This is a genomic window from Kribbella sp. ALI-6-A, from assembly GCF_001984195.1.
GTDB lineage: Bacteria > Actinomycetota > Actinomycetes > Propionibacteriales > Kribbellaceae > Kribbella.
On record NZ_MTQN01000008.1, the window covers coordinates 172167 to 196054 of the forward strand.

The 23888-nt window shown below is 69.7% G+C and carries 25 protein-coding genes; 20 read left to right on the forward strand and 5 right to left on the reverse strand.

The window, feature by feature from the left end; translation table 11 throughout:
* Positions 1 to 176: 176 nt before the first annotated feature.
* The 9 genes from BWI15_RS06730 (at position 177) to BWI15_RS06770 (ending at position 10644) form a co-directional block, all read left to right on the forward strand.
* Positions 177 to 1049, forward strand: coding sequence for a Cgl0159 family (beta/alpha)8-fold protein (locus tag BWI15_RS06730; RefSeq protein ID WP_077013830.1), 873 nt, complete (start codon positions 177 to 179; stop codon positions 1047 to 1049).
* A gap of 99 nt (positions 1050 to 1148) precedes the next feature.
* Positions 1149 to 2036: a 5-deoxy-glucuronate isomerase gene (gene iolB, locus BWI15_RS06735; protein ID WP_077013437.1), complete on the forward strand. Its 888-nt coding sequence runs from the start codon at positions 1149 to 1151 to the stop codon at positions 2034 to 2036.
* A 57-nt stretch (positions 2037 to 2093) separates the two neighbouring features.
* The gene (gene iolD, locus BWI15_RS06740; protein WP_077013438.1) at positions 2094 to 4004 is read left to right on the forward strand and encodes a 3D-(3,5/4)-trihydroxycyclohexane-1,2-dione acylhydrolase (decyclizing); all 1911 of its coding nucleotides are present in this window, start codon (positions 2094 to 2096) and stop codon (positions 4002 to 4004) included.
* A 1-nt stretch (position 4005) separates the two neighbouring features.
* The gene (locus BWI15_RS06745; protein WP_077013439.1) at positions 4006 to 4911 is read left to right on the forward strand and encodes a TIM barrel protein; all 906 of its coding nucleotides are present in this window, start codon (positions 4006 to 4008) and stop codon (positions 4909 to 4911) included.
* A gap of 81 nt (positions 4912 to 4992) precedes the next feature.
* Positions 4993 to 5988 carry a substrate-binding domain-containing protein gene (locus tag BWI15_RS06750; protein WP_077013440.1) on the forward strand — a complete coding sequence of 332 codons (996 nt, stop codon included), beginning with the start codon at positions 4993 to 4995 and terminating at the stop codon, positions 5986 to 5988.
* 10 nt (positions 5989 to 5998) lie between these two features.
* Positions 5999 to 7045, forward strand: a complete 1047-nt coding sequence (locus tag BWI15_RS06755) for an ABC transporter permease (RefSeq protein ID WP_077013441.1) — start codon at positions 5999 to 6001, stop codon at positions 7043 to 7045.
* Positions 7042 to 7893, forward strand: coding sequence for an ATP-binding cassette domain-containing protein (locus tag BWI15_RS06760; RefSeq protein WP_077013442.1), 852 nt, complete (start codon positions 7042 to 7044; stop codon positions 7891 to 7893). Before BWI15_RS06755 ends, BWI15_RS06760 begins: the two co-directional genes overlap by 4 nt.
* A 185-nt stretch (positions 7894 to 8078) precedes the next feature.
* On the forward strand, positions 8079 to 9089 hold the full coding sequence (locus BWI15_RS06765) for a Gfo/Idh/MocA family protein (RefSeq protein WP_077013443.1): 1011 nt from the start codon (positions 8079 to 8081) through the stop codon (positions 9087 to 9089).
* Positions 9090 to 9147: 58 nt separating this feature from the next.
* A complete protein-coding gene (locus BWI15_RS06770; RefSeq protein WP_077013444.1) occupies positions 9148 to 10644 on the forward strand; it encodes a CoA-acylating methylmalonate-semialdehyde dehydrogenase in 1497 nt (498 codons plus the stop codon).
* Between the two features lie 585 nt (positions 10645 to 11229).
* On the opposite strand, the gene BWI15_RS06775 is transcribed toward BWI15_RS06770, so the two are convergent.
* Positions 11230 to 12231: a Gfo/Idh/MocA family protein gene (locus BWI15_RS06775; protein WP_077013445.1), complete on the reverse strand. Its 1002-nt coding sequence runs from the start codon at positions 12229 to 12231 to the stop codon at positions 11230 to 11232.
* Between the two features lie 521 nt (positions 12232 to 12752).
* Between BWI15_RS06775 and BWI15_RS06780 the strand changes: the two genes are divergently transcribed.
* Together BWI15_RS06780 and BWI15_RS06785 are read left to right on the forward strand one after the other, a co-directional pair.
* Positions 12753 to 13778 carry a Gfo/Idh/MocA family oxidoreductase gene (locus BWI15_RS06780; protein ID WP_077013446.1) on the forward strand — a complete coding sequence of 342 codons (1026 nt, stop codon included), beginning with the start codon at positions 12753 to 12755 and terminating at the stop codon, positions 13776 to 13778.
* Positions 13779 to 13871: 93 nt separating this feature from the next.
* Positions 13872 to 14615: a GntR family transcriptional regulator gene (locus BWI15_RS06785; protein ID WP_077013447.1), complete on the forward strand. Its 744-nt coding sequence runs from the start codon at positions 13872 to 13874 to the stop codon at positions 14613 to 14615.
* Positions 14616 to 14655: 40 nt separating this feature from the next.
* Here BWI15_RS06785 and BWI15_RS06790 read toward each other — a convergent pair whose 3' ends face one another.
* Positions 14656 to 15906: a hypothetical protein gene (locus BWI15_RS06790; RefSeq protein ID WP_077013448.1), complete on the reverse strand. Its 1251-nt coding sequence runs from the start codon at positions 15904 to 15906 to the stop codon at positions 14656 to 14658.
* Between the two features lie 17 nt (positions 15907 to 15923).
* Complete coding sequence (locus BWI15_RS06795; RefSeq protein ID WP_077013449.1) at positions 15924 to 16421, reverse strand: SigE family RNA polymerase sigma factor; 498 nt, start codon at positions 16419 to 16421, stop codon at positions 15924 to 15926.
* Between the two features lie 295 nt (positions 16422 to 16716).
* On the opposite strand from BWI15_RS06795, the gene BWI15_RS06800 reads away from it, so the two are divergent.
* The 8 genes from BWI15_RS06800 (at position 16717) to BWI15_RS06835 (ending at position 22315) form a co-directional block, all read left to right on the forward strand.
* The gene (locus BWI15_RS06800) at positions 16717 to 17994 is read left to right on the forward strand and encodes a CpaF family protein (protein ID WP_077013831.1); all 1278 of its coding nucleotides are present in this window, start codon (positions 16717 to 16719) and stop codon (positions 17992 to 17994) included.
* Positions 17994 to 18854, forward strand: coding sequence for a type II secretion system F family protein (locus tag BWI15_RS06805; RefSeq protein WP_077013450.1), 861 nt, complete (start codon positions 17994 to 17996; stop codon positions 18852 to 18854). Before BWI15_RS06800 ends, BWI15_RS06805 begins: the two co-directional genes overlap by 1 nt.
* Positions 18851 to 19789 carry a type II secretion system F family protein gene (locus tag BWI15_RS06810; protein ID WP_077013451.1) on the forward strand — a complete coding sequence of 313 codons (939 nt, stop codon included), beginning with the start codon at positions 18851 to 18853 and terminating at the stop codon, positions 19787 to 19789. The genes BWI15_RS06805 and BWI15_RS06810 overlap by 4 nt, the downstream gene beginning before the upstream one ends.
* A gap of 14 nt (positions 19790 to 19803) precedes the next feature.
* Entirely contained in the window at positions 19804 to 20001 is a 198-nt protein-coding gene (locus BWI15_RS06815) for a hypothetical protein (protein ID WP_077013452.1), read from the forward strand.
* Positions 19998 to 20402, forward strand: coding sequence for a TadE/TadG family type IV pilus assembly protein (locus tag BWI15_RS06820; protein WP_237771170.1), 405 nt, complete (start codon positions 19998 to 20000; stop codon positions 20400 to 20402). The genes BWI15_RS06815 and BWI15_RS06820 overlap by 4 nt, the downstream gene beginning before the upstream one ends.
* The gene (locus tag BWI15_RS06825; RefSeq protein ID WP_237771171.1) at positions 20399 to 20902 is read left to right on the forward strand and encodes a hypothetical protein; all 504 of its coding nucleotides are present in this window, start codon (positions 20399 to 20401) and stop codon (positions 20900 to 20902) included. The genes BWI15_RS06820 and BWI15_RS06825 overlap by 4 nt, the downstream gene beginning before the upstream one ends.
* Positions 20899 to 21333 (forward strand): Tad domain-containing protein, encoded by a 435-nt coding sequence (locus tag BWI15_RS06830; protein ID WP_237771172.1) that lies wholly within the window; start codon positions 20899 to 20901, stop codon positions 21331 to 21333. Before BWI15_RS06825 ends, BWI15_RS06830 begins: the two co-directional genes overlap by 4 nt.
* Positions 21334 to 21520: 187 nt before the next feature.
* Entirely contained in the window at positions 21521 to 22315 is a 795-nt protein-coding gene (locus BWI15_RS06835) for an SDR family NAD(P)-dependent oxidoreductase (protein WP_077013834.1), read from the forward strand.
* Positions 22316 to 22352: 37 nt separating this feature from the next.
* Here BWI15_RS06835 and BWI15_RS38295 read toward each other — a convergent pair whose 3' ends face one another.
* Positions 22353 to 22799, reverse strand: coding sequence for a hypothetical protein (locus BWI15_RS38295; RefSeq protein ID WP_083750598.1), 447 nt, complete (start codon positions 22797 to 22799; stop codon positions 22353 to 22355).
* Positions 22796 to 23164: a hypothetical protein gene (locus BWI15_RS38300; RefSeq protein WP_083750599.1), complete on the reverse strand. Its 369-nt coding sequence runs from the start codon at positions 23162 to 23164 to the stop codon at positions 22796 to 22798. Before BWI15_RS38300 ends, BWI15_RS38295 begins: the two co-directional genes overlap by 4 nt.
* Positions 23165 to 23233: 69 nt before the next feature.
* Here BWI15_RS38300 and BWI15_RS06845 point away from each other — a divergent pair, with 69 nt between their 5' ends.
* On the forward strand, positions 23234 to 23848 hold the full coding sequence (locus tag BWI15_RS06845) for a TetR/AcrR family transcriptional regulator (RefSeq protein WP_077013454.1): 615 nt from the start codon (positions 23234 to 23236) through the stop codon (positions 23846 to 23848).
* Positions 23849 to 23888 lie beyond the last annotated feature (40 nt).

The window sequence follows — 23888 nt, forward strand, 5'->3', positions numbered from 1 at the left end:
TGAACCCCGCGCAGGCGACTGATCCGGCGCTCGCCCCGAGCACGTCGCAGGCAGGTGGCCCGCCGTCTGCGCCGAGCCCCGGGCCGACGAGCAGCCCGGTACGCGCGGGTGGGACGGCGCCTGCAGGTGTGGGCAGGCAGGAGGCAAGGCAGGTGGAGTGGGGTACCGGGTACGGCGTGGATCTGACCGAGTTGCGGGTGCGGCATCCTGAGCGGGTGGCTGAGGCCTGGCAGCAGCGACGGCGGCGTGAACTCGTGGGAGACGACGGACGGTTGCTGATCGTCGCGGCGGACCACCCGGCGCGCGGTGCGCTGGGCGTCCGCGATGACCGGATGGCGATGGCCAGCCGATCCGGGCTGATCGAGCGGCTGTGCACGGCGCTGCAGCGGCCGGGAGTCGACGGCGTGCTCGCCACGCCGGACGTGCTGGAAGACCTCCTGCTGCTCGGAGCGCTGGAAGGCAAGCTGGTCATCGGGTCGATGAACCGCGGTGGGCTGCAAGGCGCCTCCTTCGAGTTGGACGACCGGTTCACGGCGTACCGGTCGGCGGACGACATCGCGTCGCGCCGGCTGGACGGCGGCAAGATGCTGACCCGGATCTGCCTGGACGACCCGGGCACGGCGGCGACGCTGGAAAGCAGCGCGCAGGCAGTCACGGAGCTGGCCGAGCGCAGGCTGATGGCGATGGTCGAACCGTTCTGGTCGGTGCGGACCGACGGGCGCGTCAGCAATCTGCTGGACCCGGACTCGGTGATCCGGTCGGTGCACATCGCTTCCGGGCTCGGCGCGACCAGCGCGTACACCTGGCTCAAGTTGCCGGTGGTCGACGAGCTGGAACGGGTGATGGAGGCAACGACGCTGCCGACTCTGCTGCTCGGCGGCGATCCGACAGTCGCGCCGGAGGAAACCTATGCATCCTGGGGCAAGGCGCTGAGCCTGCCGTCGGTGCGCGGTCTGGTCGTCGGCCGGGCGCTGCTGTTCCCGCCGGACGGCGACGTCGCCGCCGCAGTCGACCAGGCCGCCACGCTGGTACACGGAGGTGCCGTATGACGAAGGCCACGTCCAGCCACGGAGGTGTCGTATGACGCGCCTGATCCCACCGACCGCCGGCGCCCCGAAGGCAGTCCCGTCGACCCGTGGAGGTGTCGCATGACCGAGTGGTTCAGGCCCGCAGGCTCCACGGCCCGGGACGGCTACGACCTCGTGGTCCGGCCGGGGGAGCAGGACTGGCACCACACCGGCCTGAGCGTGCGGACGCTGCGGCCGGGACAGTCCGTCGAGTTCGACACCGAGGACTGTGAGTACCTGGTCCTCCCGCTGAGCGGCTCGGCCGAAGTGATCGTCGACGGCGAGGTCGTGCCGCTCGGCGGCCGGGCGGACGTCTTCGCCGGACCGACCGACCTCGCCTACGTCCCGCGCGAAACCACCGTGGCGGTCGTCAGCGCCGGTGGAGCGCGGATCGCCTTCCCGCACGCCAAGGCCGCGAGCGACTACCCGTTCCGCCGGATCGGGACCGAGCAGGTGGAGACCGAACTGCGCGGCGCCGGGGTCTCGTCCCGGCAGGTCCGCAACTTCGGTACGCCGGCCGTGCTCGACGCCGACTCGATCATCGCCTGTGAGGTGCTCACGCCGGCCGGCAACTGGTCGTCGTACCCGCCGCACAAGCACGACGAACACAAGCCGGGGGAGGAGAGTGTGCTCGAGGAGATCTACTACTTCGAGCTGCAGCTCTCCGAGGACGCGCCGGAAGGCGTCAAGGGCAACGACCCGATCGGCTACCAGCGGGTCTACGGGACCGAGGACCGGCCGATCGACGTGCTCGCCGAGGTCCGGGACGGCGACCTCGTGCTGGTGCCGCACGGGTGGCACGGCCCCGCGATGGCACCGCCCGGCTATGACATGTACTACCTGAACGTGATGGCCGGTCCAGGCACGGAACGCGCCTGGCTGATCAGCGACGACCCACAGCACGGCTGGGTCCGGCAGCTGTGGGACAACCAGCAGATCGACCCTCGGCTCCCGTTCGGCGAGCGGTGAACAGCCGCCCATGAACCTCTCTACGATCGATCCGCGGCTACCTTTCGGAGGACAGCGATGACGGTACGTCTCACGGTCGCGCAGGCGCTGGTGCGATTCCTGAGCGTCCAGTACTCGGAGCGCGACGGCGAACGGCAGAAGCTCTTCGCCGGCTGCTTCGGCATCTTCGGGCACGGCAACGTGGCCGGGCTGGGCCAGGCCCTGCTGCAGGCCGAGCTCGAGGACCCGACGGCGCTGCCGTACATCCTGGCGCGCAACGAGCAGTCGATGGTGCACAGCGCGTCGGCCTTCGCCCGGGCTCGCGACCGCCTGCAAACCTATGCCTGCACGGCCAGCATCGGCCCCGGCTCGACCAACATGGTCACCGGCGCGGCCCTGGCGACCGTGAACCGGCTGCCGGTCCTGATCCTGCCGTCGGACGTCTTCGCGACCCGCGTGGCCAGCCCGGTACTGCAGGAACTGGAGAGCTTCTCGGCCGGCGATGTCTCGGTGAACGACGCCTTCCGCCCGGTGTCGAAGTACTTCGACCGGGTCTGGCGGCCCGAGCAGCTCCCGTCGGCGCTGCTGAACGCGATGCGTGTGCTCACCGACCCGGTCGAGACCGGCGCGGTCACGATCGCCCTGCCGCAGGACGTCCAGGCCGAGGCCTACGACTGGCCGGAGGAGCTGTTCGCGGAGCGCACCTGGTACGTCGCCCGGCCGTTGCCCGAGGCATCCATCATCGAGAAGGCGGCCGAGCAAATCAGGGCGGCCGAGCGGCCGTTGATCGTGGCGGGTGGCGGCGTCGCCTACTCGCGCGCCCAGGACGCATTGCGCTCCTTCGCCGAGGCGACCGGGATCCCGGTCGCGGAAAGCCAGGCAGGCAAGGGATCCCTGCGCTACGACCACCCGCAGTCGGTCGGCGCGGTCGGTGCCACCGGAACCACGGCGGCGAACGCGCTGGCCCGCGATGCCGACCTGGTGATCGGCATCGGAACCCGCTACGCGGACTTCACGACGGCGTCGCGGACGGCGTTCCAGAACCCGGACGTGAAGTTCGTCAACATCAATGTGGCGCGGTTCGACGGTGGTAAGCATGCTGGTCTCCCGGTGGTCGCGGATGCTCGGGAAGCCCTTGTTTCCTTGACATCCGCGCTCGATGGCTGGCGCGTGCAGAGAAAGTACACGGATTCGGCCACCGCACTGGCCGAACAGTGGGACGAGGTTGTGGACAACCACTACAACCCGCCCGCCGAGGTGACCGGAAAGCTCGCGGAAGGACTGCTCACCCAGGGCCAGGTCCTCGGTGCCGTCAACGAATTGTCGGCGCCGTCTGATGTCGTTGTCTGTGCGGCCGGTTCGATGCCGGGCGACCTGCACAAACTCTGGCGGACCCGCGACCCGAAGGGCTACCACGTTGAGTACGGCTACTCCTGCATGGGATACGAGATCGCCGGCGGTCTCGGCGTCCGCCTGGCTGCCCCGGACCGCGACGTCTTCGTCCTGGTCGGCGACGGGTCGTACCTGATGATGTCGAGCGAGCTGGTCACCGCGGTCCAGGAGAACCTCAAGATCATCGTCGTCCTGGTGCAGAACCACGGCTTCGCCTCGATCGGCGCGCTGTCGGAGTCCCTGGGCTCCCAGCGATTCGGTACGGCGTACCGCAAGCGCGGCGCGGACGGGCGATTGGACGGCGACTACCTGCCGGTGGATCTGGCGGCGAACGTGCGCAGCTTCGGCGTCGAGGTGATCGAGGTGTCCAGCCGGGACGAGCTGGACAAGGCGATCCACACGGCGAAGGCCGCCGACGGACCGATCGCGATCCACGTCACCACCGACCCGATGACCGGCGCGCCGGACAGCGAGTCGTGGTGGGACGTGCCGGTCAGCCAGGTCTCCGACCTCGACTCGACCCGTGCGGCGGCGGCGTCGTACGAGGAGTCGAAGAAGGCCCAGCGTCCGTACCTGGCGCCGGTGGAAGGTCGTTGACGTGAGCTTCGAAACCGGCAGCGTGAGGATCGGCAGCGCCCCCGACTCGTGGGGCGTCTGGTTCGCCGACGACCCGCAGCAGACGCCGTGGACCCGATTCCTCGACGAGGTCGCCGAGGCCGGGTACACCAGGATCGAGCTGGGGCCGTACGGCTACCTGCCGACCGATCCCGCCGAGCTCAAGGACCAGCTCGACCGGCGCGGACTCGAGATCACCGCCGGTACGACGTTCGAGCACCTGCACCGGCCGGACTCGTTCGAGTCGACCTGGCGCGACGTGGCCCCGGTGGCCGAGCTGGCCGCCGCGATGGGCGCGAAGCACCTGGTCGTGATGCCCTCGATGTGGCGCGGTGACGACGGCCAGGTCGTCGAGCCGCGGCTGGACCACGAAGGTCAGGCGCGGCACGGTCGCCAGGTGACCGAGCTGGGTCGCCGGGTGTTCGAGGAGTACGGGCTGAGGACACAGTTCCACCCGCACGCGGACGGGCATGTCGACACTCAGGACACGGTCGAGCGGTTCCTGGCCGAGACCGACGGCGCGCACGTGAACCTCTGCCTGGACACCGGGCACATCAGCTACTGCGGCGGCGACAACCTGCAGCTGATCCGCGACTACCCGGACCGCATCGGCTACGTGCACCTGAAGCAGGTCGACCCGGCCGTGCTCGCGCAGGTCCAGGCCGAAGGGCTCGGGTTCGACGCGGCCGTCCAGCGCGGGGTGATGTGCGAGCCGCCCGGCGGCGTACCGGAGCTGCCTGAGGTGCTGGAGGCGCTCGCCGGCCTGGGCGTCGAGCTGTTCGCGATCGTGGAACAAGATCTCTACCCCTGTGCGCCGGAGGTGCCGCTGCCGATCGCGCGACGCACCCTGGCGTACCTGAACAGCCACGGGGGTGGTGCATCCGCCTGACGGCCAGGAGAGTATGCACTCTCTGGTCAGTAGCAACGCCGCGGCGTACCCGCGGGAACTTCGGAAAGGCTGGTTGTGGTCATGGTTCGGTGGCATAGGAAGGCCGTAGTCACTGGTGCGGCACTGGCGCTCGTGCTCGCGGTGGGAGCCTGCAGCGACTCCGGCGGCAAGCAGGAGGAGCAGAACGCGGACTCCGGCTCGGGCAACGTGGCGACCACGCCGCGGATCAAGGTCGCGCTGATCACCCACTCCAAGGCGGGTGACACGTTCTGGGACATCGTCCGGCGCGGGGCCGAGGCGGCGGCACAGAAGGACAACATCGAGCTGCAGTACTCCTCCGATCCCGACGGCGCGGCCCAGGCCAACCTGGTGCAGACCGCGATCGACTCGAAGGTCGACGGCATCGCGGTGACGCTGAACAAGCCCGACGCGATGATGCCGAACGTCAAGAAGGCGATCGCGGCGGGCATCCCGGTGACCGTGCTGAACGGCGGCCTGGACACCTGGAAGCAGTCCGGCGCGATCGGGTACTTCGGGCAGGACGAGCGGATCGCCGGCGAGGCGACCGGGGACAAGCTCAAGCAGCTCGGCGCGAAGAAGGTGCTCTGCGTCGTGCACGAGCAGGGCAACGTCAGCCTGGAGGCCCGCTGCCAGGGCATCAAGAACAAGTTCGGCAACGTCGAGAACCTGAACGTCGACGGCGCCGACCAGCCGGGCACGCAGGCGACCATCACCTCGAAGCTGCAGCAGGACAAGTCGGTGGACTACCTGGTGGGTCTGAACGCCGGTGTCACGCTGACCGCCGTCCAGGCCGCCAAGGACGCCGGGTCGTCGGCGAAGATCGGCAGCTTCGACATGAGCAAGGAGATGGCCAAGGCGGTCAAGGACGGCACCGTGCAGTTCGCCGTCGACCAGCAGCCGTACCTGCAGGGCTACCTGGCGATCGACGCGATCTGGCTGAACAAGACCAACGGCAACTCGATCGGCGGTGGCGAGGCCACGCTGACCGGCCCGTCGTTCGTCGAGAAGTCCAACATCGAGGCCGTCGAGAAGTTCGCCGCGGCCGGGACCCGCTGAGGTAGCCGCGATGGCATCGACGATCGCGACCCCCGCCGACGCCGACGACCGCGTCTCGGCGCGCTCGGTCGGCGCCCGGCTGCTCAGCCGCCCGGAGATCGGGTCGCTGGTCGGCGCCGCGGTGATCCTGGTCTTCTTCCTGGTCACGGCGGAGCCGTTCCGCGACATCAACAACGCCGGGACGATCCTCTACCAGGCCTCGCTGATCGGGGTGATGGCCGTTCCGGTCTCGCTGCTGATGATCGGTGGCGAGTTCGACCTGTCGGCCGGCGTGGCGGTGACGACCGGTGGCCTGACCGCCGGCATCTTCGCCTACCAGTTCAGCGTCAACGTCTGGGTCGGGATGGCGGTCGCGCTCGTCCTTGCCCTGGCGATCGGCCTGTTCAACGGCTGGCTGCTGATGCGCACCGGGCTGCCGAGCTTCCTGGTCACGCTCGGCACGTTCTTCATCCTGCAGGGGCTGAACGTGGCGGTGACCCGGCTGACGTCGGGCGCCGTCGCGTCGAACTCGATCAGCGACATGGACGGGTTCGGTTCGGCCAGGGCGCTGTTCGCCTCGGAGTTCAAGCTCGGCGGCCTGACGATCAAGATCATCGTGGTCTGGTGGATCGTGTTCGTCGCGATCGCCGCCTGGGTGCTGCTGCGGACCAAGATCGGCAACTGGATCTTCGCGGTCGGTGGCGACGCCGCGTCGGCGCGGGCGGTCGGCGTACCGGTGAAGAAGGTGAAGATCGGCCTGTTCATGACCGTGGGGTTCTTCGCCTGGTTCACCGGGATGCAGCTGCTGTTCGTGCAGAACGGCGTCGTGCAGTCCGGTGAGGGCGTCGGCAAGGAGTTCCTCTACATCATCGCCGCGGTGGTCGGCGGCTGCCTGCTGACCGGGGGCTACGGCTCGGTGGTCGGCGGCGCGGTCGGCGCGCTGATCTTCGGCATGGTGCAGCTCGGCGTCGTGTACGCCGGCTGGAACCCGGACTGGTTCAAGGCGTTCCTCGGCGCGATGTTGCTGCTGGCCACGATCGTGAACCTGGTCGTCAAGAACAAGGCGGACGCACGATGAGTACGACCGAAAGCTTCGCCAGCGAGGCGACCGGCAGCCCGACCACGCCGATCGTGCACCTGGAGGACGTGGGCAAGAGCTACGGCAACATCCATGCCCTGCGCGGGGTGTCGCTGTCGGTCCGGCAGGGTGAGATCACTTGTGTGCTGGGCGACAACGGCGCGGGCAAGTCGACGCTGATCAAGATCATCGCCGGCCTGCACGACTACACCTCGGGGACCATGTCGGTGAACGGCGAGGAGCGGCACTTCTCCTCGCCGCGCGAGTCGCTGGACAGCGGCATCGCGACCGTTTACCAGGATCTGGCGCTGGCGCCGTTGATGTCGGTCTGGCGCAACTTCTTCCTCGGCAACGAGCTGACCAAGGGCCCGTTCCGGGTGCTGGACTCGGCGCGGATGAAGCGGATCGCGCACGAGGAGCTGACCAAGATGGGGATCTCGATCCCCAACCTGGAGCAGCCGGTCGGCAAGCTGTCCGGCGGTCAGCGGCAGTGCGTCGCGATCGCGCGGGCGATCCACTTCGGCGCCAAGGTGCTGATCCTGGACGAGCCGACCGCGGCACTCGGCGTGAACCAGTCGGGTGTGGTGCTGAAGTACATCGTCAAGGCGCGGGACGCGGGCATCGGGGTCGTTTTCATCACCCACAACCCGCACCACGCGTATCTGGTCGGCAATCACTTCGTCATCCTCAAGCTCGGCCGGGTAGCGCTGGACACACACCGGTCGGACATCACGCTGGAGCAGCTGACCACGGAGATGGCCGGCGGCTCGGAGCTGGAGGCGCTCAGCCACGAGCTGCGCGGCTTCGACCCCGAGCTCGTCGTCGCTCCACAGAACAAGCAGGACTGAGCGGTACGGCGAGGCGCCGGCCCGGTCCGGTACGCCGGGCCGGGCGGTCCTCGGAAACAGGGCAGGTGGTTGCCGGACGGATTTGGTCGCCGGAAGTAGTGCAGGCGGTTGCCGGACGGACTCGGTGGTCGCCACAAGTGCGGCGCGGGCAGTCGTCGTACAACGTCGTCAGAGAGTAGGTCGAGATGCAGGATCTGAGGATCGGGATCATCGGTGTCGGGGTGATGGGCGCCGATCATGCCGAGCGGGTGGTGCGACGGATCTCCGGCGCACGGCTGGTCGCGATCTCCGATCCCGACCTGCCCCGGGCGACCGCCCTGGCCGAGTCGCTGGGTGAGATCCGGGTGATCGAGGATCCGCTGGCGCTGGTCGGGGACCCGAGTGTCGACGCGGTGATCATCGCGTCGCCGGGATTCGCGCACGCCGAGCAGCTGATGGCGTGCCTGGAGAACGCGAAACCGGTGCTGTGCGAGAAGCCGCTGACGATGGACACCGAATCTTCGTTGCGGGTCGTCGAGGCCGAGCACAAGCTGGGCCGGCAGCTGATCCAGGTCGGGTTCATGCGCCGGTTCGACCCGGAGTACGCCGCGCTGAAGCAGTTGCTCGACTCCGGTGAGCTCGGCCGGACGCTCCTGCTCCACAACGTGCACCGGAACAAGACGGTCTCGGCCAGCTTCCGCAGCGAGATGATCGTGCGCGACTCGCTCGTGCACGAGGTCGACGTCGCGCGCTGGCTGTTCGACGACGAGATCGCCCGGATCACCGTGCATGCGCCGAAGCCCACCGGTCTGGTCGCCGAGGGCGTGCTCGACCCGCAGTTCGCGGTGTTCGAGATGGCGAGCGGGGCGATCGCCGACGTCGAGGTGTTCGTCAACTTCCAGGTCGGCTACGAGGTGCGCTGCGAGGCCGTCGCCGAGAAGGGCAGCGCGACCATCGGACTCGGCGTCGACGTGCTGACCCGGCGCGGCGGGCAGTGGGGCGGCGTCGTACCGGAGGACTACCGGGCCCGGTTCGGTACGGCGTACGACATCGAGGTCCAGCGCTGGGTCGACGCGACGGCGCGGGGCGAGATCGACGGGCCGACGGCCTGGGACGGGTACGCCGCGGCCGCCGTCTGCACCGCCGGGGTCCAGTCGCTGCAGGAAGGCCGCCCGGTCGAGGTCGAGCTGGCCCGCAAGAGCGAGGTGCTCGGATGACCGCCGCACCCGCTTCACGACACGACATCACCGCAGGATCGACGCGAGGGACGAAGCTGTGAGCACTCAACGCATCACCCACCTGATCGGCGGGACCCCCTGGACGGGAGTCTCGGAGCGGACCAGCAAGGTCTACAACCCGGCCACCGGCGAGGTGACCGGTGAGCTCGACCTGGCCTCGGCGGCGACCGTCGACGAGGCGGTCAAGGTCGCCCACGAGGCGTCGAAGACGTGGGGGCGCACGTCGCTGACCAAGCGCGCGCAGGTGCTGTTCGCGTTCCGCGAGCTGCTGAACGAGCGCAAGGGCGACATCGCCGCGCTGATCACCGCCGAGCACGGCAAGGTGCTGTCGGACGCGCTCGGCGAGGTGACCCGCGGGCTCGAGGTGGTCGAGTTCGCCTGCGGCATCCCGCATCTGCTCAAGGGCGGCTTCAGCGAGAACGTGTCGACCAACGTCGACGTGTACTCGATCCGCCAGTCGCTCGGCGCGGTCGCGGTGATCTCGCCGTTCAACTTCCCGGCGATGGTGCCGCTGTGGTTCGTGCCGATCGCGGTGGCCTGCGGCAACAGCGTGGTGATCAAGCCGTCGGAGAAGGACCCGTCGGCGGTGAACGCCGTCGCCGCGCTGTGGAAGGAGGCCGGTCTGCCGGACGGCGTGATGAACGTCGTGCACGGTGACAAGGAGGCCGTCGACCGGCTGCTCGAGCACCCGGACATCAAGGCGGTCTCGTTCGTCGGGTCGACGCCGATCGCGCGGTACGTGTACGAGACCGGTACGGCGAACGGCAAGCGCGTGCAGGCGCTCGGCGGCGCGAAGAACCACATGGTCGTGCTGCCGGACGCCGATCTCGACCTGGCCGCAGACGCCGCAGTGAACGCGGGCTTCGGCTCGGCGGGCGAGCGGTGCATGGCGATCTCCGCGCTGATCGCGGTCGAGCCGGTCGCCGACGACCTGATCGGCAAGATCCGGGAGCGGATGGCGACGCTGAAGACCGGCGACGGGACCCGCGGCTGCGACATGGGCCCGCTGGTCACCGGCGAACACCGGGACAAGGTCGTCGGGTACGTCGAGGCGGGGGTCGCGGCCGGCGCCGAGCTCGCGGTCGACGGGCGAGAGGGACCGTTCGACGGCGGCGACGACGGGTTCTGGCTCGGACCGACGCTGTTCGACAAGGTCACGCCGGAGATGTCGATCTACACCGACGAGATTTTCGGGCCGGTGCTGTCGGTGGTGCGCGTCCCGTCGTACGACGCGGCGCTGGACCTGGTGAACTCCAACCCGTACGGCAACGGGACGGCGATCTTCACCAACGACGGTGGGGCGGCGCGGCGGTACCAGGTCGAGGTCGAGGTGGGCATGGTCGGGGTGAACGTGCCGATCCCGGTGCCGATGGCCTATTACTCGTTCGGCGGGTGGAAGAACTCGCTGTTCGGCGACACCCACGCGCACGGGACCGAGGGCGTGCACTTCTTCACCCGCGGCAAGGTGATCACCTCGCGCTGGCTGGACCCGAGCCACGGCGGCCTGAACCTGGGCTTCCCGACCCACGACTGATTGCCGTTCGGGGTGTAGCGTCGAGAGTGACCCCCGGGGATCAGGAGTGCCGCGGCGAATCAGGCTCAGCCGAGTCGTCCGTCAGTGGGAAGCCCCAAGCCCTGGAGTGCGTCATGTCGAAGAACAAGGGCGGACGCGAAGTCCGCAAGCCGAAACAACCTAAACAGCCGAAGGCCAGCCCGGCCGACAGCGCGATCATTCCGCCGACCAAGCAGGCGCGGAAGTAGTTCGCCAGGCACTGAACAGGTGAGAACGCCGGTTGCCACGCATCCTCGAGGAGCGCGGCGACCGGCGTTCGCCTGTCGCGGCGGCGGAGCAGTTAGCTCTCGCCGTGCCGCCGTGCCGCCGTGCCGCCGTGCCGCCGTGCCGCCGTGCCGCCGTGCCGCCGTGCCGCCGTGCCGCCGTGCCGCCGTGCCGCCGTGCCGCCGTGCCGCCGTGCCGCCGTGCCGCCGTGCCGCCGTGCCGCCGTGCGCGCCGGCGCGTCTCGCCGGCAACGCCGAGCCGAGTCGACCCCACCACGGTTGGAATCCGCGAGGTGGAACGTGAGGATCCGGGGCGTGCAGGCGAGAACGGCGTACAGGCAGGTCAGAGCTGCATGCTCGGGCGCGGCTGCAGCCCCGCGGACCGATAGGCCGCGTCGATCAGTTCCATCGTCGCGACCGCGTCGTCGGCGTCGATCGGCACCGGGGAGCCCTCGCGCAGATGCGCGGTGAAGGCCTCCAATTGGTACGCGTACGACGACTTGCGGCCGAGGTGTTCGACCCAGTGGTCTTCCTTGGTGGTGACAATCACCCGGTCGTCCTGGTGGGGCAGCACGAAGCTCGGGGCGAACGCCTCGCCGCGGGTGCCGACGACCTTGAGGCTGAACTCGAGCTGTTCGGCGGCCATGCTGGTGCGGACCGCGCCGGTCGCGCCGTTCGGGAACACGAGGTCGGCGTTCAGCCACTCGTCGACGCCGGGCAGGCGCTTGCGTTCGCCGGCGCGGGCGCTGACCAGCGTCGGCCGGCCGCCGCCCCACGGGGCGAGCATGCGCTGGGCGTGCAGCGCGTAACAGCCGACGTCCATCACGGCTCCACCGGCGAGCGGGAGCGACCAGCGCGGGTCCTCGTCGGCCGGCGGCGGCATCACCATCGTGGCCTCGACGTGCTGGAGTTCGCCGAGCTCACCCTTGCCGAGCAGTTCCTGCAGCCGCTTGGTCACCGGGTGGAACAAGTAGTGGAAGCCCTCCATCACCATGACGCCGGCCTCACGCGCGGCGTCCCGGACCTGGGCGGCCTCGGCCGCGTTGCTGGCCGACGGCTTCTCGGTCAGCACATGCTTGCCCGCGGCAATGGCACGCAGGTTCCACGGCCCGTGCAGGGCGTTGGCGAGCGGGTTGTAGATCGCCTCGACCTCGGGGTCGTTGATCACGTCGTCGTACGACGCGTGCACGCGCTCGACGCCGTGCTCGGCGGCGAAGGCCTCGGCCCGGTCGGTTTCCCGGGCGGCGACCGCGACCAGCCGGGCGCCGGTCAGGCGGGCCGGTTCAGCGATCGCCCGGCCGGCGATCCGGGCGGCGCCGAGGATGCCGATGCGCAGCGGTTCCATGCCTTCTCCTTCAGATGTCGTCCGTACGGCGGCGTACGGCGGGCTGGTCGAGGGCTTGCCGGAGGTGGGGCGGCCGGAGCCCGTCGAGTCCCTGGCGGGGTGTTCCGCCCGGCTCCGGGACGCAAGGTCGCCGGTCGGCGACGTCGCCGTCCGAGGCCGGCCGGAAAAGCGTATCCCCCGCCGCCGACGGAAACGGTGGCCGGATCGAAGGCGTCATCCTGCCCGAGGTCAGGCAGCACCCGGTAGGCCGTGACCGCCATCCGGACCCGCGGGCCGACCCCTCGTGCGACCCGGCCGCGATCACACCTCGCGACAACACACCGCACCCAACCGCAACCCGTCCATGCCCGCAGCGTAGAACCCGCCGGGCACGACGGAGGCCGCCGACCGCGGACCACCCACGGACCTTCACCTGCCGGATCCACCCCGTTCACCTCCATCGCTTGCCGAAGGCACCTTCCCCGGATTCACGTCCCCGTGATGAGATGCTCACCGGCTGACGACGAACCTGGGAGGCGGGAATGCGTACTGATCACGGGCTGCCGGTGGTTCGGCTGGGGCTGGTGGGCGCCGGCCGGATCGGAGTGATGCACGCCGGCAACATCGCACGCCACGTCGCCGGGGCCGAACTGGTGGCAGTGGCCGATCCCCGGCGTGAGGCGGCCGAGGAGCTGGCGGGCAAGTACGCGGCCCGCGCGTGCGAGGTCGACGAACTGCTCGCGGATCCCGAGATCGACGGCGTACTGATCGCGTCGATCGCGGCCGCGCACTCCGACCTGATCGTCCAGGCGGCACAGGCGGGCAAAGCGGTGTGGTGCGAGAAGCCGGCCTCGCTGACGCTCGACGAGATCGACCGGGCGATCACGGCGACCAAGGACGCCGGGGTGCCGTTCCAGGTCGGGTTCAACCGGAGGTTCGCGGCCGACTTCCAGCAGGCCCGGGCGACGGTCGACGCGGGCGGCATCGGTACGCCGCAGCTGATGCGCTCGATCACCCGCGACCCGGGCTGGCCGGCGGGGCTCACCAACGCGGCCGGCGTCCGGCCGTGGACGATCTTCCGCGAGACCTTGGTGCACGACTTCGACATCCTGCTCTGGCTCAATCCGGGCGCCGAGGTGGTCGAGGTCTACACCCGCGCCGACGCGCTGGTCGCGCCGGAGTTCAAGGACGACGGGCTGACCGACACCGCGGTCGTCGTGCTGACCTTCGACAACGGCGCGATCGCGACCGCGGAGGCGAACTTCTCCGCGCTCTACGGGTACGACGTCCGCGCCGAAGTCTTCGGCAGCAAGGGCATGGTGCTGGCCGGCCGGCTGCCGAGCACCCCGGCGGTGCACTACGACGAGAGCGGCCTGCACCAGCCGACGATGCGCAGCGACGAGCAGATGTTCCGCGACGCGTACGTCCAGGAGCTCGCCGACTTCGCCGCGGTCGTGCGCGGCGACACCGAACCGCCGGTCACCGGACAGGACGCACGTCGTGCCCTCGAGATCTCCCTGGCCGCGATGCGGTCGCATCAGGAGCAGCGGCCGATCCGGATCGGGTAGCCGGCGCCGAAATCGCCGCCCCACAAAGGAAGAGATCTGATCAAATCTGCTCATCGACTCGACGGTGGGCCGCTGACAGCCCAAGATGTGCCCATGAGCACCGTCCAGGTCAGCGTTGATCGCACCAGCCGTACCCCGCTCCATGTCCAGCTGGCGCAGCAGCTGGAGGCAGCGATCCAGGGCGGTGACCTGCCGGTCGGTTCCCGGCTCAGCAACGAGGTGGACCTCGCGGAGGCCTACGGGCTGAGCCGTCCAACCGTGCGGCAGGCCATCGCCCGGCTGGTCGACCAGGGCCTCCTGGTCCGCAAGCGTGGCGTCGGCACGCAGGTCGTCGGCAATTCCGGCCAGGTCCGGCGCTCGCTGGAGCTCACCAGCCTGTACGACGATCTGGCGGCGGCGCACCGCAAGCCCGAGACCGAGGTCCTGCGCTTCGGCATCGCTCCCGCGAGCCCTGACGTGGCCGCTGCCCTGCAGTGCGAGGCAGGAGACCGCGTACTGCGGCTGGAGCGCCTGCGCCGGGCGGACGGGGAGCCGTTGGCCCTGATGCGCAACTGGCTGCCGCCGGAGATGCTGGACACCGACCCCAGCACTCTGGCCGAGCGCGGCCTGTACGAGCTGCTCCGGGCCGAGGGGGTCCGCCTCAAGGTGGCCCACCAGACCATCTCGGCCCAGCCGGCCACCCTGGAACAAGCTCGCCTTCTCGGTGAGGAAGTGGGCCACCCGCTGCTGGCGACCACGCGGATCACCTACGACGACCACGGGCGCGCGGTGGAGTACGGCTCGCACCTGTTCCGCGCCTCCCGCTACGCCTTCGAGCACACCCTCGTCCACCGCTGACCCACCCCTCAGAGGATCAGCGGCGGACGAGAGAGCCTTACTACTTACCAGTTCCAGGGAACTTCCAGCCGGCGTTCCCGGCCATCGCGAACAACTCGGCGGTGCTGAGCACCGGCTTGACCCGAGTGTGCTTCGCGTCCTTCTCCTGCGGGCCGTTGTAGCTGGTCATGCTGATCATGCGGCCGTCCGGGTAGTGGATCTCGACCCGGTTGGCGAGCACGCCGTTGATCGCTTGGCGCTCGTCGCCGTACGTCGGCTCGTTCCTCGACCAGCCGGTCACCGCGCCGTCCGGACGGACCTGGCAGTGCGACGGACCCTCGTCGCCGCACTTGGTCCTGGGCGTCTCGTACTGCACGAACACGTCGACCCGGGCCGCGCCTCTGCCGTCGTTGACGACGTACGACGCACCGTTGAAGCCGTCACCGCCGCCACCCCAGGTCTCCGGACGAGTGAGCTGGAGATTCCGGGGGAGCACGTTCCGCAAGGTCTGCTGGGTCTGGGACAGCGGCACCGTCGGTTTGCCGTCGCCGGGTTGCGGGCCGAGATCCGGCTCAGGCGCCTTGGCCGGAAAAGTCCACTCGCTGCTGGTCGCCATCGCAGTCAGCTGGGCCACCGAGAACAGTGGGTTCGGCCTGGTGTGCTGGACTCCGACTCTCGGCGCGTTGTAGCTGTAGATGCTGATCATCCGCCCGTCGGGCCGGAAGAGCTCGACCACCGTGTTCTTGATGCCCCACGGATTCTTGTCCGGGCGATCCCGGGTGATCGACTCGTTGGCGTACGACGTGAACACCGATCCGTCCGGCAGGACCTTGCAGGTGCCGTGCAGTCCGGCGCAGGTCGAGAGCACCTTGGTGGTGATGATCGAGACCCTGATCAGCGAGGCACCCCGGCCGTCGTTCACGACGACCTCGGCGCGGTGCATCCCACCGCCGTCGGCCCCGCTCTTCGGCGACGACTGCTGCAGCGTTTCCGGCAGGAGGCTTTGAAGAGTCGCCAGCGTTCCGGCGGGCGTGGCCGGCTTCGGTGCGGCAGGCCGTTGCGTCGGTGCCGCGGTAGTGCTACCGGCGACGGGGGCCTGCGGGGTGCCGGCGAACAGTTGGGTGCCGCCGACGGTGACGCCGGCCGTGGCCAGGACCGCCGCGGCGCCGCTGAGGCTCAGCAGCGCCTTGCGGCGCCGGCGCAGCGTGACGCCCCGGCGGATGCCGCGGTCCACCAGATCCGGTGACTCCGGCTCGAGATCGTCGGTGACCCGGCGCATCAGGTCGGGCAAGCTGTCGTTCAAGTTGTTCATCGGGATTCTCCTGCGGATCAGAGAGCGATCAGGTGGACGTCGTCGCCGAGCACCGCGCGGAGCCGGTCCAGGGCGCGGGAGGTCCGGGTTCTGATCGCACCGGCGTTCTTGCCGAGATCGAGCGCGACCTGTTCGACGCTGCGATCTTCGAAGAACCGCAGCACGAGCACCGCACGATCAAGGGGAGACAGTTCGGCCAGAGCGTCCCGGAGGGCCACCCGCAGCTCGAGATCACCGGAGTGCACCGGCTGGTCCGGCATGGCCTCGGTCGGCTGCTCGCCCCAGCTACGCCGCCGGCGCTGCGAGATGAACGTCCGGGCCAGCACGGTCTGCGCGTACGCCGCGGGGTTCTCGATCCGCTGCATCCGCCACCAGGACCGGTACATCTTGGCCAGCGTCTCCTGCACCAGGTCCTCAGCGTGGTGCCGGTCGCCGGCGAGCAGCCAGGCGGTCCGGTACAGCTGGGGAGTTCGCGCTCTGGCGAACTCCTCGAAATCGTCCGTCGTCGATCCCATCACGGCCCTTCGTCGTGGTCTCACTCTGTACGACGCCGCGGGCCATCGGGCGCGTTACAGCCGGCCGGTCCCGGCGCGGCGGAGGCCACGGGTTTCTGCAACAAGCTGCAACGCGGGTGGACCACACCGTGAGCGCACGGTTACGGTCGGTCGGCCTCTGCCCGCCGGTCAGTTGTCCACAGGTTGCGCGGATCGGGTTGGCGCCCGCACCCTCCGGCTTGGGAGGATGGTCGCGCAGGGTGACGAAACGGTCGCCGGCCGGCAGAGCCGAACCACTGACGAGCACGGGGAGACGATGACAGCCGACAGGGTCGCCGCGCGCCGCAACGGCTTCGGTGGTGCGGTCGAGCTGATCGACGCGCAGGTCCGCGACGTCGTCCGGCGCGAGGGCATCGACCCGCTGCGCGACCCGGGCGCGGTCAGCTCGATCGTCGCGACCGTCGTCCGGGAGTACGACGAGCGCAGCCTGACCGGCATCGTGCCGCCGATCGGCGACGTCGAGGCGGTCAGCCGAGAGGTGCACGACCGGGTCGCCGGATTCGGGCCGCTGCAGCGCTATCTGGACGACCCGGCGGTCGAGGAGATCTGGATCAACGAACCGTCCCGCGTGTTCATCGCCCGCGACGGCCGGCACGAGCTGACCACCACGGTGCTGACCGAGGAGGAGGTCGCCGACCTGGTCGAGCGGATGCTGAAGACGACCGGACGGCGGATCGACGTCTCGCAGCCGTTCACCGATGCGCGCCTGCCCGACGGCAGCCGGGTGCACATCGTGCTCGGCGGTATCACTCAGCGCTATGCGGCGATCAACATCCGGAAATTCACGGTCCGGGCCACCAAGCTGGCCGACCTGGTCGCGCTCGGTTCACTGACTCCGCACGCGGCCGCGGTGCTCGACGCGTCCGTTGCCGTCGGCCTCAACATCTTGGTGGCCGGAGGCACCCAAGCGGGCAAGACCACGATGCTGAACGCGCTGGCCGGTTCGATTCCGGGCCGGGAGCGGGTGATCAGCTGCGAGGAGGTCTTCGAGATCAAGCTACCGATCCCCGACTGGGTGTCGATGCAGACCCGGCAGGCCGGGCTCGAGGGCACCGGCGAGGTGCGGTTGCGCGACCTGGTCAAGGAGTCGCTGCGGATGCGGCCGTCCCGGGTGATCGTCGGCGAGGTCCGCGGCGAGGAGTGCCTGGACCTCCTCTTGGCTTTGAACAGTGGACTTCCCGGGATGTGCACGATCCACGCGAACTCGGCACGCGAGGCGTTGACCAAGATGTGCACGCTGCCGTTGCTCGCGGGAGAGAACATCGGGTCCCGGTTCGTGCTGCCGACGGTGGCAGGTTGCGTCGACCTCGTCGTGCACCTCGGCATCGGGGCCGACGGGCAGCGCCGGGTGCGCGAGATCGTCGCGGTGAGTGGACGGATCGAGGACCAGACGATCGAGACCGAGACCCTGTTCGGCACCTACGACGGCGTACTGCGGCGGGCCGAGGGGCAGCTGCCGCACCCGGAGCGGTTCCAGCAGGCGGGCTATTCGCCGTCCGGGCTGCTGACCGAGCTGCCGCGAGGGGTGCACTGATGGGGCTGCTGCTCGGGCTGTTCTTCGGGGTCGGGTTGTTGCTGATCGGCTGGTCGTTCGTCGCGCCGTACGAGGAGAAGCCGAAGACCGACGGGCGGTTGACGGCACGCAGCCGTGACCTGCTGGCGCGGGCCGGGGTCGAGGGGGTCACGCCGGGCGCGTTCATCGGGGCTTGCCTGCTGACGGGGTTCGTGGCGTTCGTGCTGATGTTCCTGGTGTCGGCGACGTTGCCGGTCGGTGTGGTGTTCGGGGTGATGGCCGGTGGGGTGCCGGTCGCGCTGCTGAAGAGCCGGGCCCGCAAGCGACTGGCGGAGTTCCGGGAGCTGTGGCCGGACGTGGTCGACAACATCGCCTCCGCCGTACGGGCTGGGCTGTCGCTGTCCGAGGCGCTGGCGCAGGTCGGGGAGCGTGGGCCGTTGCCGCTGCGGGAGCCGTTCCGGCGGTTCGGGGCCGACTACGCCTCGACCGGGCGGTTCGCCGACTCGCTGGACCGGTTGAAGGCGCGGCTGGCCGATCCGGTCGGCGATCGGGTGGTGGAGGCGTTGCGAATCGCGCGCGAGGTCGGTGGCGGTGACCTCGGCCGGCTGCTGCGGTCGCTGTCGAGCTTCCTGCGCGACGACGCCCGGACCAGATCGGAGCTGGAGTCGAGACAGTCCTGGTCGGTGAACGGCGCTCGCGTCGCGGTGGCGGCTCCGTGGCTGGTGCTCGGGCTGCTGTCGTTCCAGGGCGACGTGATCCAGCGGTACAACTCGCCGGTCGGAGCGCTGATCATCGGCATCGGTGCCGTGGTCTGCGTGCTCGCCTACCGGGTGATGCTGCGCATCGGCCGGCTGCCCGAGCCCGAGCGGGTGCTGCGATGAGTCCCGTGCTGATGGGTGGCCTGCTCGGCGGAATGCTCGGGGCGAGTCTGCTGCTGGTGATCCGGCGGGTGCCGTTCCTGCGCAAGCCGACGGTCGACGACCGGATCGGGCCGTACCTGCGCGACCTCGCCGGAGCCGACGTGTTCTCCGGCGTGGTCGACTCGGGGTCGCCGTTCCACGCGATCCTGCGGATGTTCGGGCCGTCGTTGCGCGCGGGAGCCGTGCGGCTGGAGCGGATCCTCGGCGGTGCGGTGTCGATCCGGCGCCGGCTCGCGCGGGCGGGCATCGACCGGAGCGTGGAGGAGTTCCGGATCGAGCAGGTGCTGTGGGGGACGGCAGGATTCGGTGCAGGACTGCTGATCGCGCTCGTGGCGCTGTCGCTGGGTTATGGGAACCCCGTCGGACTGCTTGTGCTGTCCGCGCTGCTCGCCGTACTGGGTGTGCTGTCGCGGGACACCTACCTGAGCACCCAGGTGCGCAACCGGGAGCGCCGGCTTCTGGCGGAGCTGCCGACGGTGGCCGAGTTGCTTGCGCTGTCAGTCGCGGCAGGGGAGGGTCCGGCGGCGGCGCTCGACCGCGTGGCCAGGTCGTGCCGGGGAGAGCTGGCCGACGAGCTTCAGCGTGTGCTCGCGGAGACGCGTGCGGGTTCGTCGCTGGTGCGCGCGCTCGACAGCCTGGCGGACCGGACGGGCCTGCTCGCGCTGTCCCGGTTCGCCGACGGGTTGGCGGTCGCGCTCGAACGCGGTACGCCGCTGGCCGACGTCCTGCGGGCCCAGGCCGGAGACATCCGCGAGGCGAGCCGGCGTGAGCTGATCGAGTCCGGAGCGCGTCGCGAGGTCGCGATGATGGTGCCGGTCGTGTTCCTGGTGCTGCCCGTCACCATCATGTTCGCCTTCTACCCCGGCGCTGTCGGGATCGAGATGATCGCCGGATGAAACGAGGAGAAACCATGTCCCTGTTGCTGACCAGACTCTTCCTGTCCCTGGTCCTGAAAGCACGCCCGGCAGCCAAGGAACGCGGCGACGTCCCCGGCTGGGTCCTGATCACGGTGATGACGGCCGGCCTGGTCGTCGTCATCTGGAATCTGGCGGGTACCAAACTCGCAGACATGCTGGAACGCGCTCTGGACTCCGTCACCGGCAAGTGATCGGAGCCCACGGCAACCAACGGCGGCGGGACCAGCGCGGCGCGGCAGTGGTCGACTTCGTGCTGGTGTCGGTGATCGTCGTGCCGTTGTTCCTGGGCATCCTGCAGGTCGGCCTGTTCCTGTACATCCGCAACACGATGACCGCGGCGGCCTCCGAAGGCGCGCACTACGCGGCGGTGCTCAACCGGGACACCGCCGACGGCGAGGCCCGGACCCGTGAACTGGTCGACGGTGTCGTCCGGGACGAGCTGATCGAGTCGGTCACCGCCGAGCAGACCGACGTCGACGGGCAGCCCGTGGTGCGGGTCGCGATCTCGGCCCACATGCCCGCGCTCGGGCTGTGGGGGCCCGGCATCGACTTCACGGTCGAGGGGCACGCGATCAAGGAGACCGGCGAGTGAGGGAACGGCGGCGGAACCGAGACAGTTCGTCAAACCTGCTCGCGAAGGCGGCCCGCCGAAAACGCGACGAGCAGGGCAGCGCGGTGGTCGAGTTCTCCTGGCTGGCGTTGCTGCTGCTGGTGCCGCTGGTCTACGTGATGCTGGGCGTGTTCGACGTACAGCGTGCCTCGTACGGCGCGACGGCGGCGACGCGAGCCGCGGGGAGGGCCTTCGTCATCGTGCCGCAAGGGCTCACCGAGGACGACGCCAGGGCGCGGGCGTTCGAAGCCGCCCGGCTGGCGATGAAGGACCAAGGGCTCGACCTCGGATCCGGCGACCTGACGATCACCTGTGCCCCGGCCTGTCTGGAGCCTGGGTCGACGGTGACGGTCGAGCTGGACCATCAGGTGCCGCTGCCGCTGATCCCGGAGGCGCTCGGGGGAGCGCGACCGGCCGTCCACGTGTCCGCGTCGCACACCGAGCCGTACGGCGACTACCGGGAAGCGAAGGGCTCGCCGTGAAACCACGACGGGAGCGGGACGAGCGCGGCCAGATGACCGTGCTGATCATCGGGTTCACCGCGATCGTGCTGCTGATGATCGTCGTGGTGACCGACGTCTCGAAGGTGTTCCTGGTCCGGCGCGACCTGGACTCGACCGCGGACGGCGCGGTCCTGGCCGCGGCGAACGGCCTCGCGGCGATCTACGCGCAGACCGGCACCGGCGGCAACGCACCGATCGACCCGGAGGAGGCGCGGCGACTCACGGCCGACTACCTGGACACGGTGTCGGCGAGCGAGCGGTTCGACGGGCTCGACTGGTCGGCCGACGTGACCGGTACGACGGTGACCGTGCAGCTGACCTCCACGGTGGATCTGCCGTTCGAGCCGCCGGGCTGGCCGGGCGAGGCCGACATCGCGTCCACCGCGTCGGCCGTCGTACCGGTGCGGTGATCCCGGGCTGGTTGCTCGCGGACCCGCCCGACCTGGCCGAGGCGGTCAGCCGGCTGGTCAGCACCGCGCCATACACGGCCATGCCACGCGCTGTCCCGGCCAACGCCGGCGACCGTGACGAACTGTTGTCCAGGGCAACATGTGGAACGGGTTTGCCCGACTGGGCTCCTGGGGCACCATGGGGACCATGCGGATCGATCTGACAGGACGACGGGCGCTGGTTTCGGGATCCACCCAGGGGATCGGGCAGGCGATCGCCACCGAGCTGGCCAGAGCCGGCGCGAGTGTGGTGGTCAACGGGCGCGACCAGGCCAAGACCGACAAGGCCGCCGAGGCGATCCAGCAGGAACTGCCTTCGGCGGAGCTGATTCCGGTCGCGGCGGACCTCGCGACCGTGGAGGGCGCCGACGCTCTGCGGCAGCAGGCGGGCGAGCTCGACATCCTGGTGAACAACCTCGGCATCTTCGGCGCCAAGCCGGTGCTGGAGATCGACGACGACGAGTGGCGCCGCTACTTCGAGGTCAACGTGCTGTCGGCGGTCCGGCTGACCCGGATGTACCTGCCGGGCATGATGGAGCGTGGCTTCGGCCGGGTGATGAACATCGCCAGCGACTCGGCGGTGGTCACGCCGCTGGAGATGGTGCACTACGGCGTGACCAAGACGGCGCTGCTGGCGGTGACCCGAGGGTTCGCGAAGGCGGCCGCCGGGACCGGCGTGACGGTCAACTCGGTGATGGCCGGCCCCACCCACACGCCTGGGGTCGAGGAGTTCGTTAACGAACTGGTGGACGACGACCTGCCCTGGGACCAGGCGCAGCACCAATTCATGAAGGAGCACCGGCCGTACTCGCTGATCCAGCGGCTGATCGAGCCGCGGGAGATCGGCAACCTGGTGGTGTACCTCAGCTCCGAGCAGGCGTCGGCCACCACGGGCGGCGCGGTCCGCGTGGACGGCGGCTACATCGATTCGATCCTGCCGTAGCAGCGGCGGCCGGCGACCGGCTGACGAGGCAAAGCGCTCAGCCGAAGACCTCCCGGTGGTCGGCCAGCCAGGTGCGGAAGGTGCGCCCGGCATGGCCGGCCAGCTTCTCGACCGCCGGTTCGATCGGGTGCGGACTGCCGACCCGTGACGACCAGTACGCGAGCAACGCCTCGAGCTGTGCGGGCCGCCGCATCATGGCGCCCATCTCCACCCGAGCCTCGTCCGCGCTGAGGTCGACGGCCTCGAAGGACGCTCCGGTGACCTCGGCGACCTGAGCCAACTGCTGGCGACGGGTCATCGACTCCGGCCCGGTGAGCGGATACCCGCGGCCGTCGTGCTCGCCACCGGGTCCGTCCAGCAGCACACGGACCGCCACGTCGGCGATGTCCTGCTCGTGGATCGGCGCCTCCTCGGCGTCCAGGTACGGCAGCCGGACCTGACCGGTCGCGCGGATCGAGTGGGCCCAGTAAATCGCGTTGCTCATGAACGCGCCGGGCTGCAGTACGTCGTCGCGTACGAACCGCTGCCGACGAGCTGCTCGGTCTCCGCATGCGGATCACCGGCGGCCTCGTCGGTCCCGGCCTGGGACGACATCGACGACAGCAGCACCACCTGCCGTACGCCGGCCGCGTCGGCCGCTGCCGCGAAGAGGCCTGCGGTCGACGGATCGGCGTACAGGAAGACCTGCGTGACGCCGTCGAGGGCCGGGGACAACGGGTCGTAGGCGATCGCGCCGGGAAGATCGGCCGGCGCGCGACTGGCGATCCGGACGTCGCGGCCGGCGGCGGTGAGACCAGCGTAGACGGCGCGGGCGATGCGGCCGCGACCTCCGGTGACGAGAATAGTCATGGATGAGCTCCAAAAATGTAGTGACTACAAGATTGGAAAGAGTAAAGCACGGCGCCTTAAGGTGTGTCCATGGAGATCGGGCGCCGGGAGCGCAAGAAGCAGCAGACCCGGCAGGCGATCTCCGACGTGGCGACCCGGCTGTTCCTGGAACGCGGGTTCGACGCGGTGACAGTGGCCGAGGTGGCGAAGGCGGCTGACGTCGCGGTGCAGACGGTGTTCAACCACTTCCCGACCAAGGAAGACCTGTTCTTCGACGAGACCGGCTGGTGGGCGGGTCCGGCGCAGGCGATCCGTGATGCGCCGCCGGGCGCGAATCCGATCACCGTGCTGGAGCAGCAGTACTTGAGCGTGGTGCGGGGCCGCTTGGAGTCCGGCCACCTTGCCACCTGGCTCGAGTTCAACCGCACGACCGCGGAGAGTCCCGCGTTGCTCGCTCGCCGTCGCCAGATCGCCGAGGAGATGGAGGACACGCTCGCGGCTGCCCTGCTCGCGCGCGATCCCGAGCTGAAGCCGCTGACGGCCCGGCTGATCGCCGCGCAGTTCGCCGCCGCGCAGAAGGTGCTGGAGCAGGAGCTGGCGCTGATCCTGCCGGCCGATGCGAATCCCGAGCAGCTGAAAGCGGCGAACGCGGAGCTCAAGCAGGCTGTCGCCGAGGTGTTCGGCGCACTCCGTCGCGCTTGGTGACCGCGGCGCTGGATTCCCGGAGCGGCACGGTTAGCGGGTA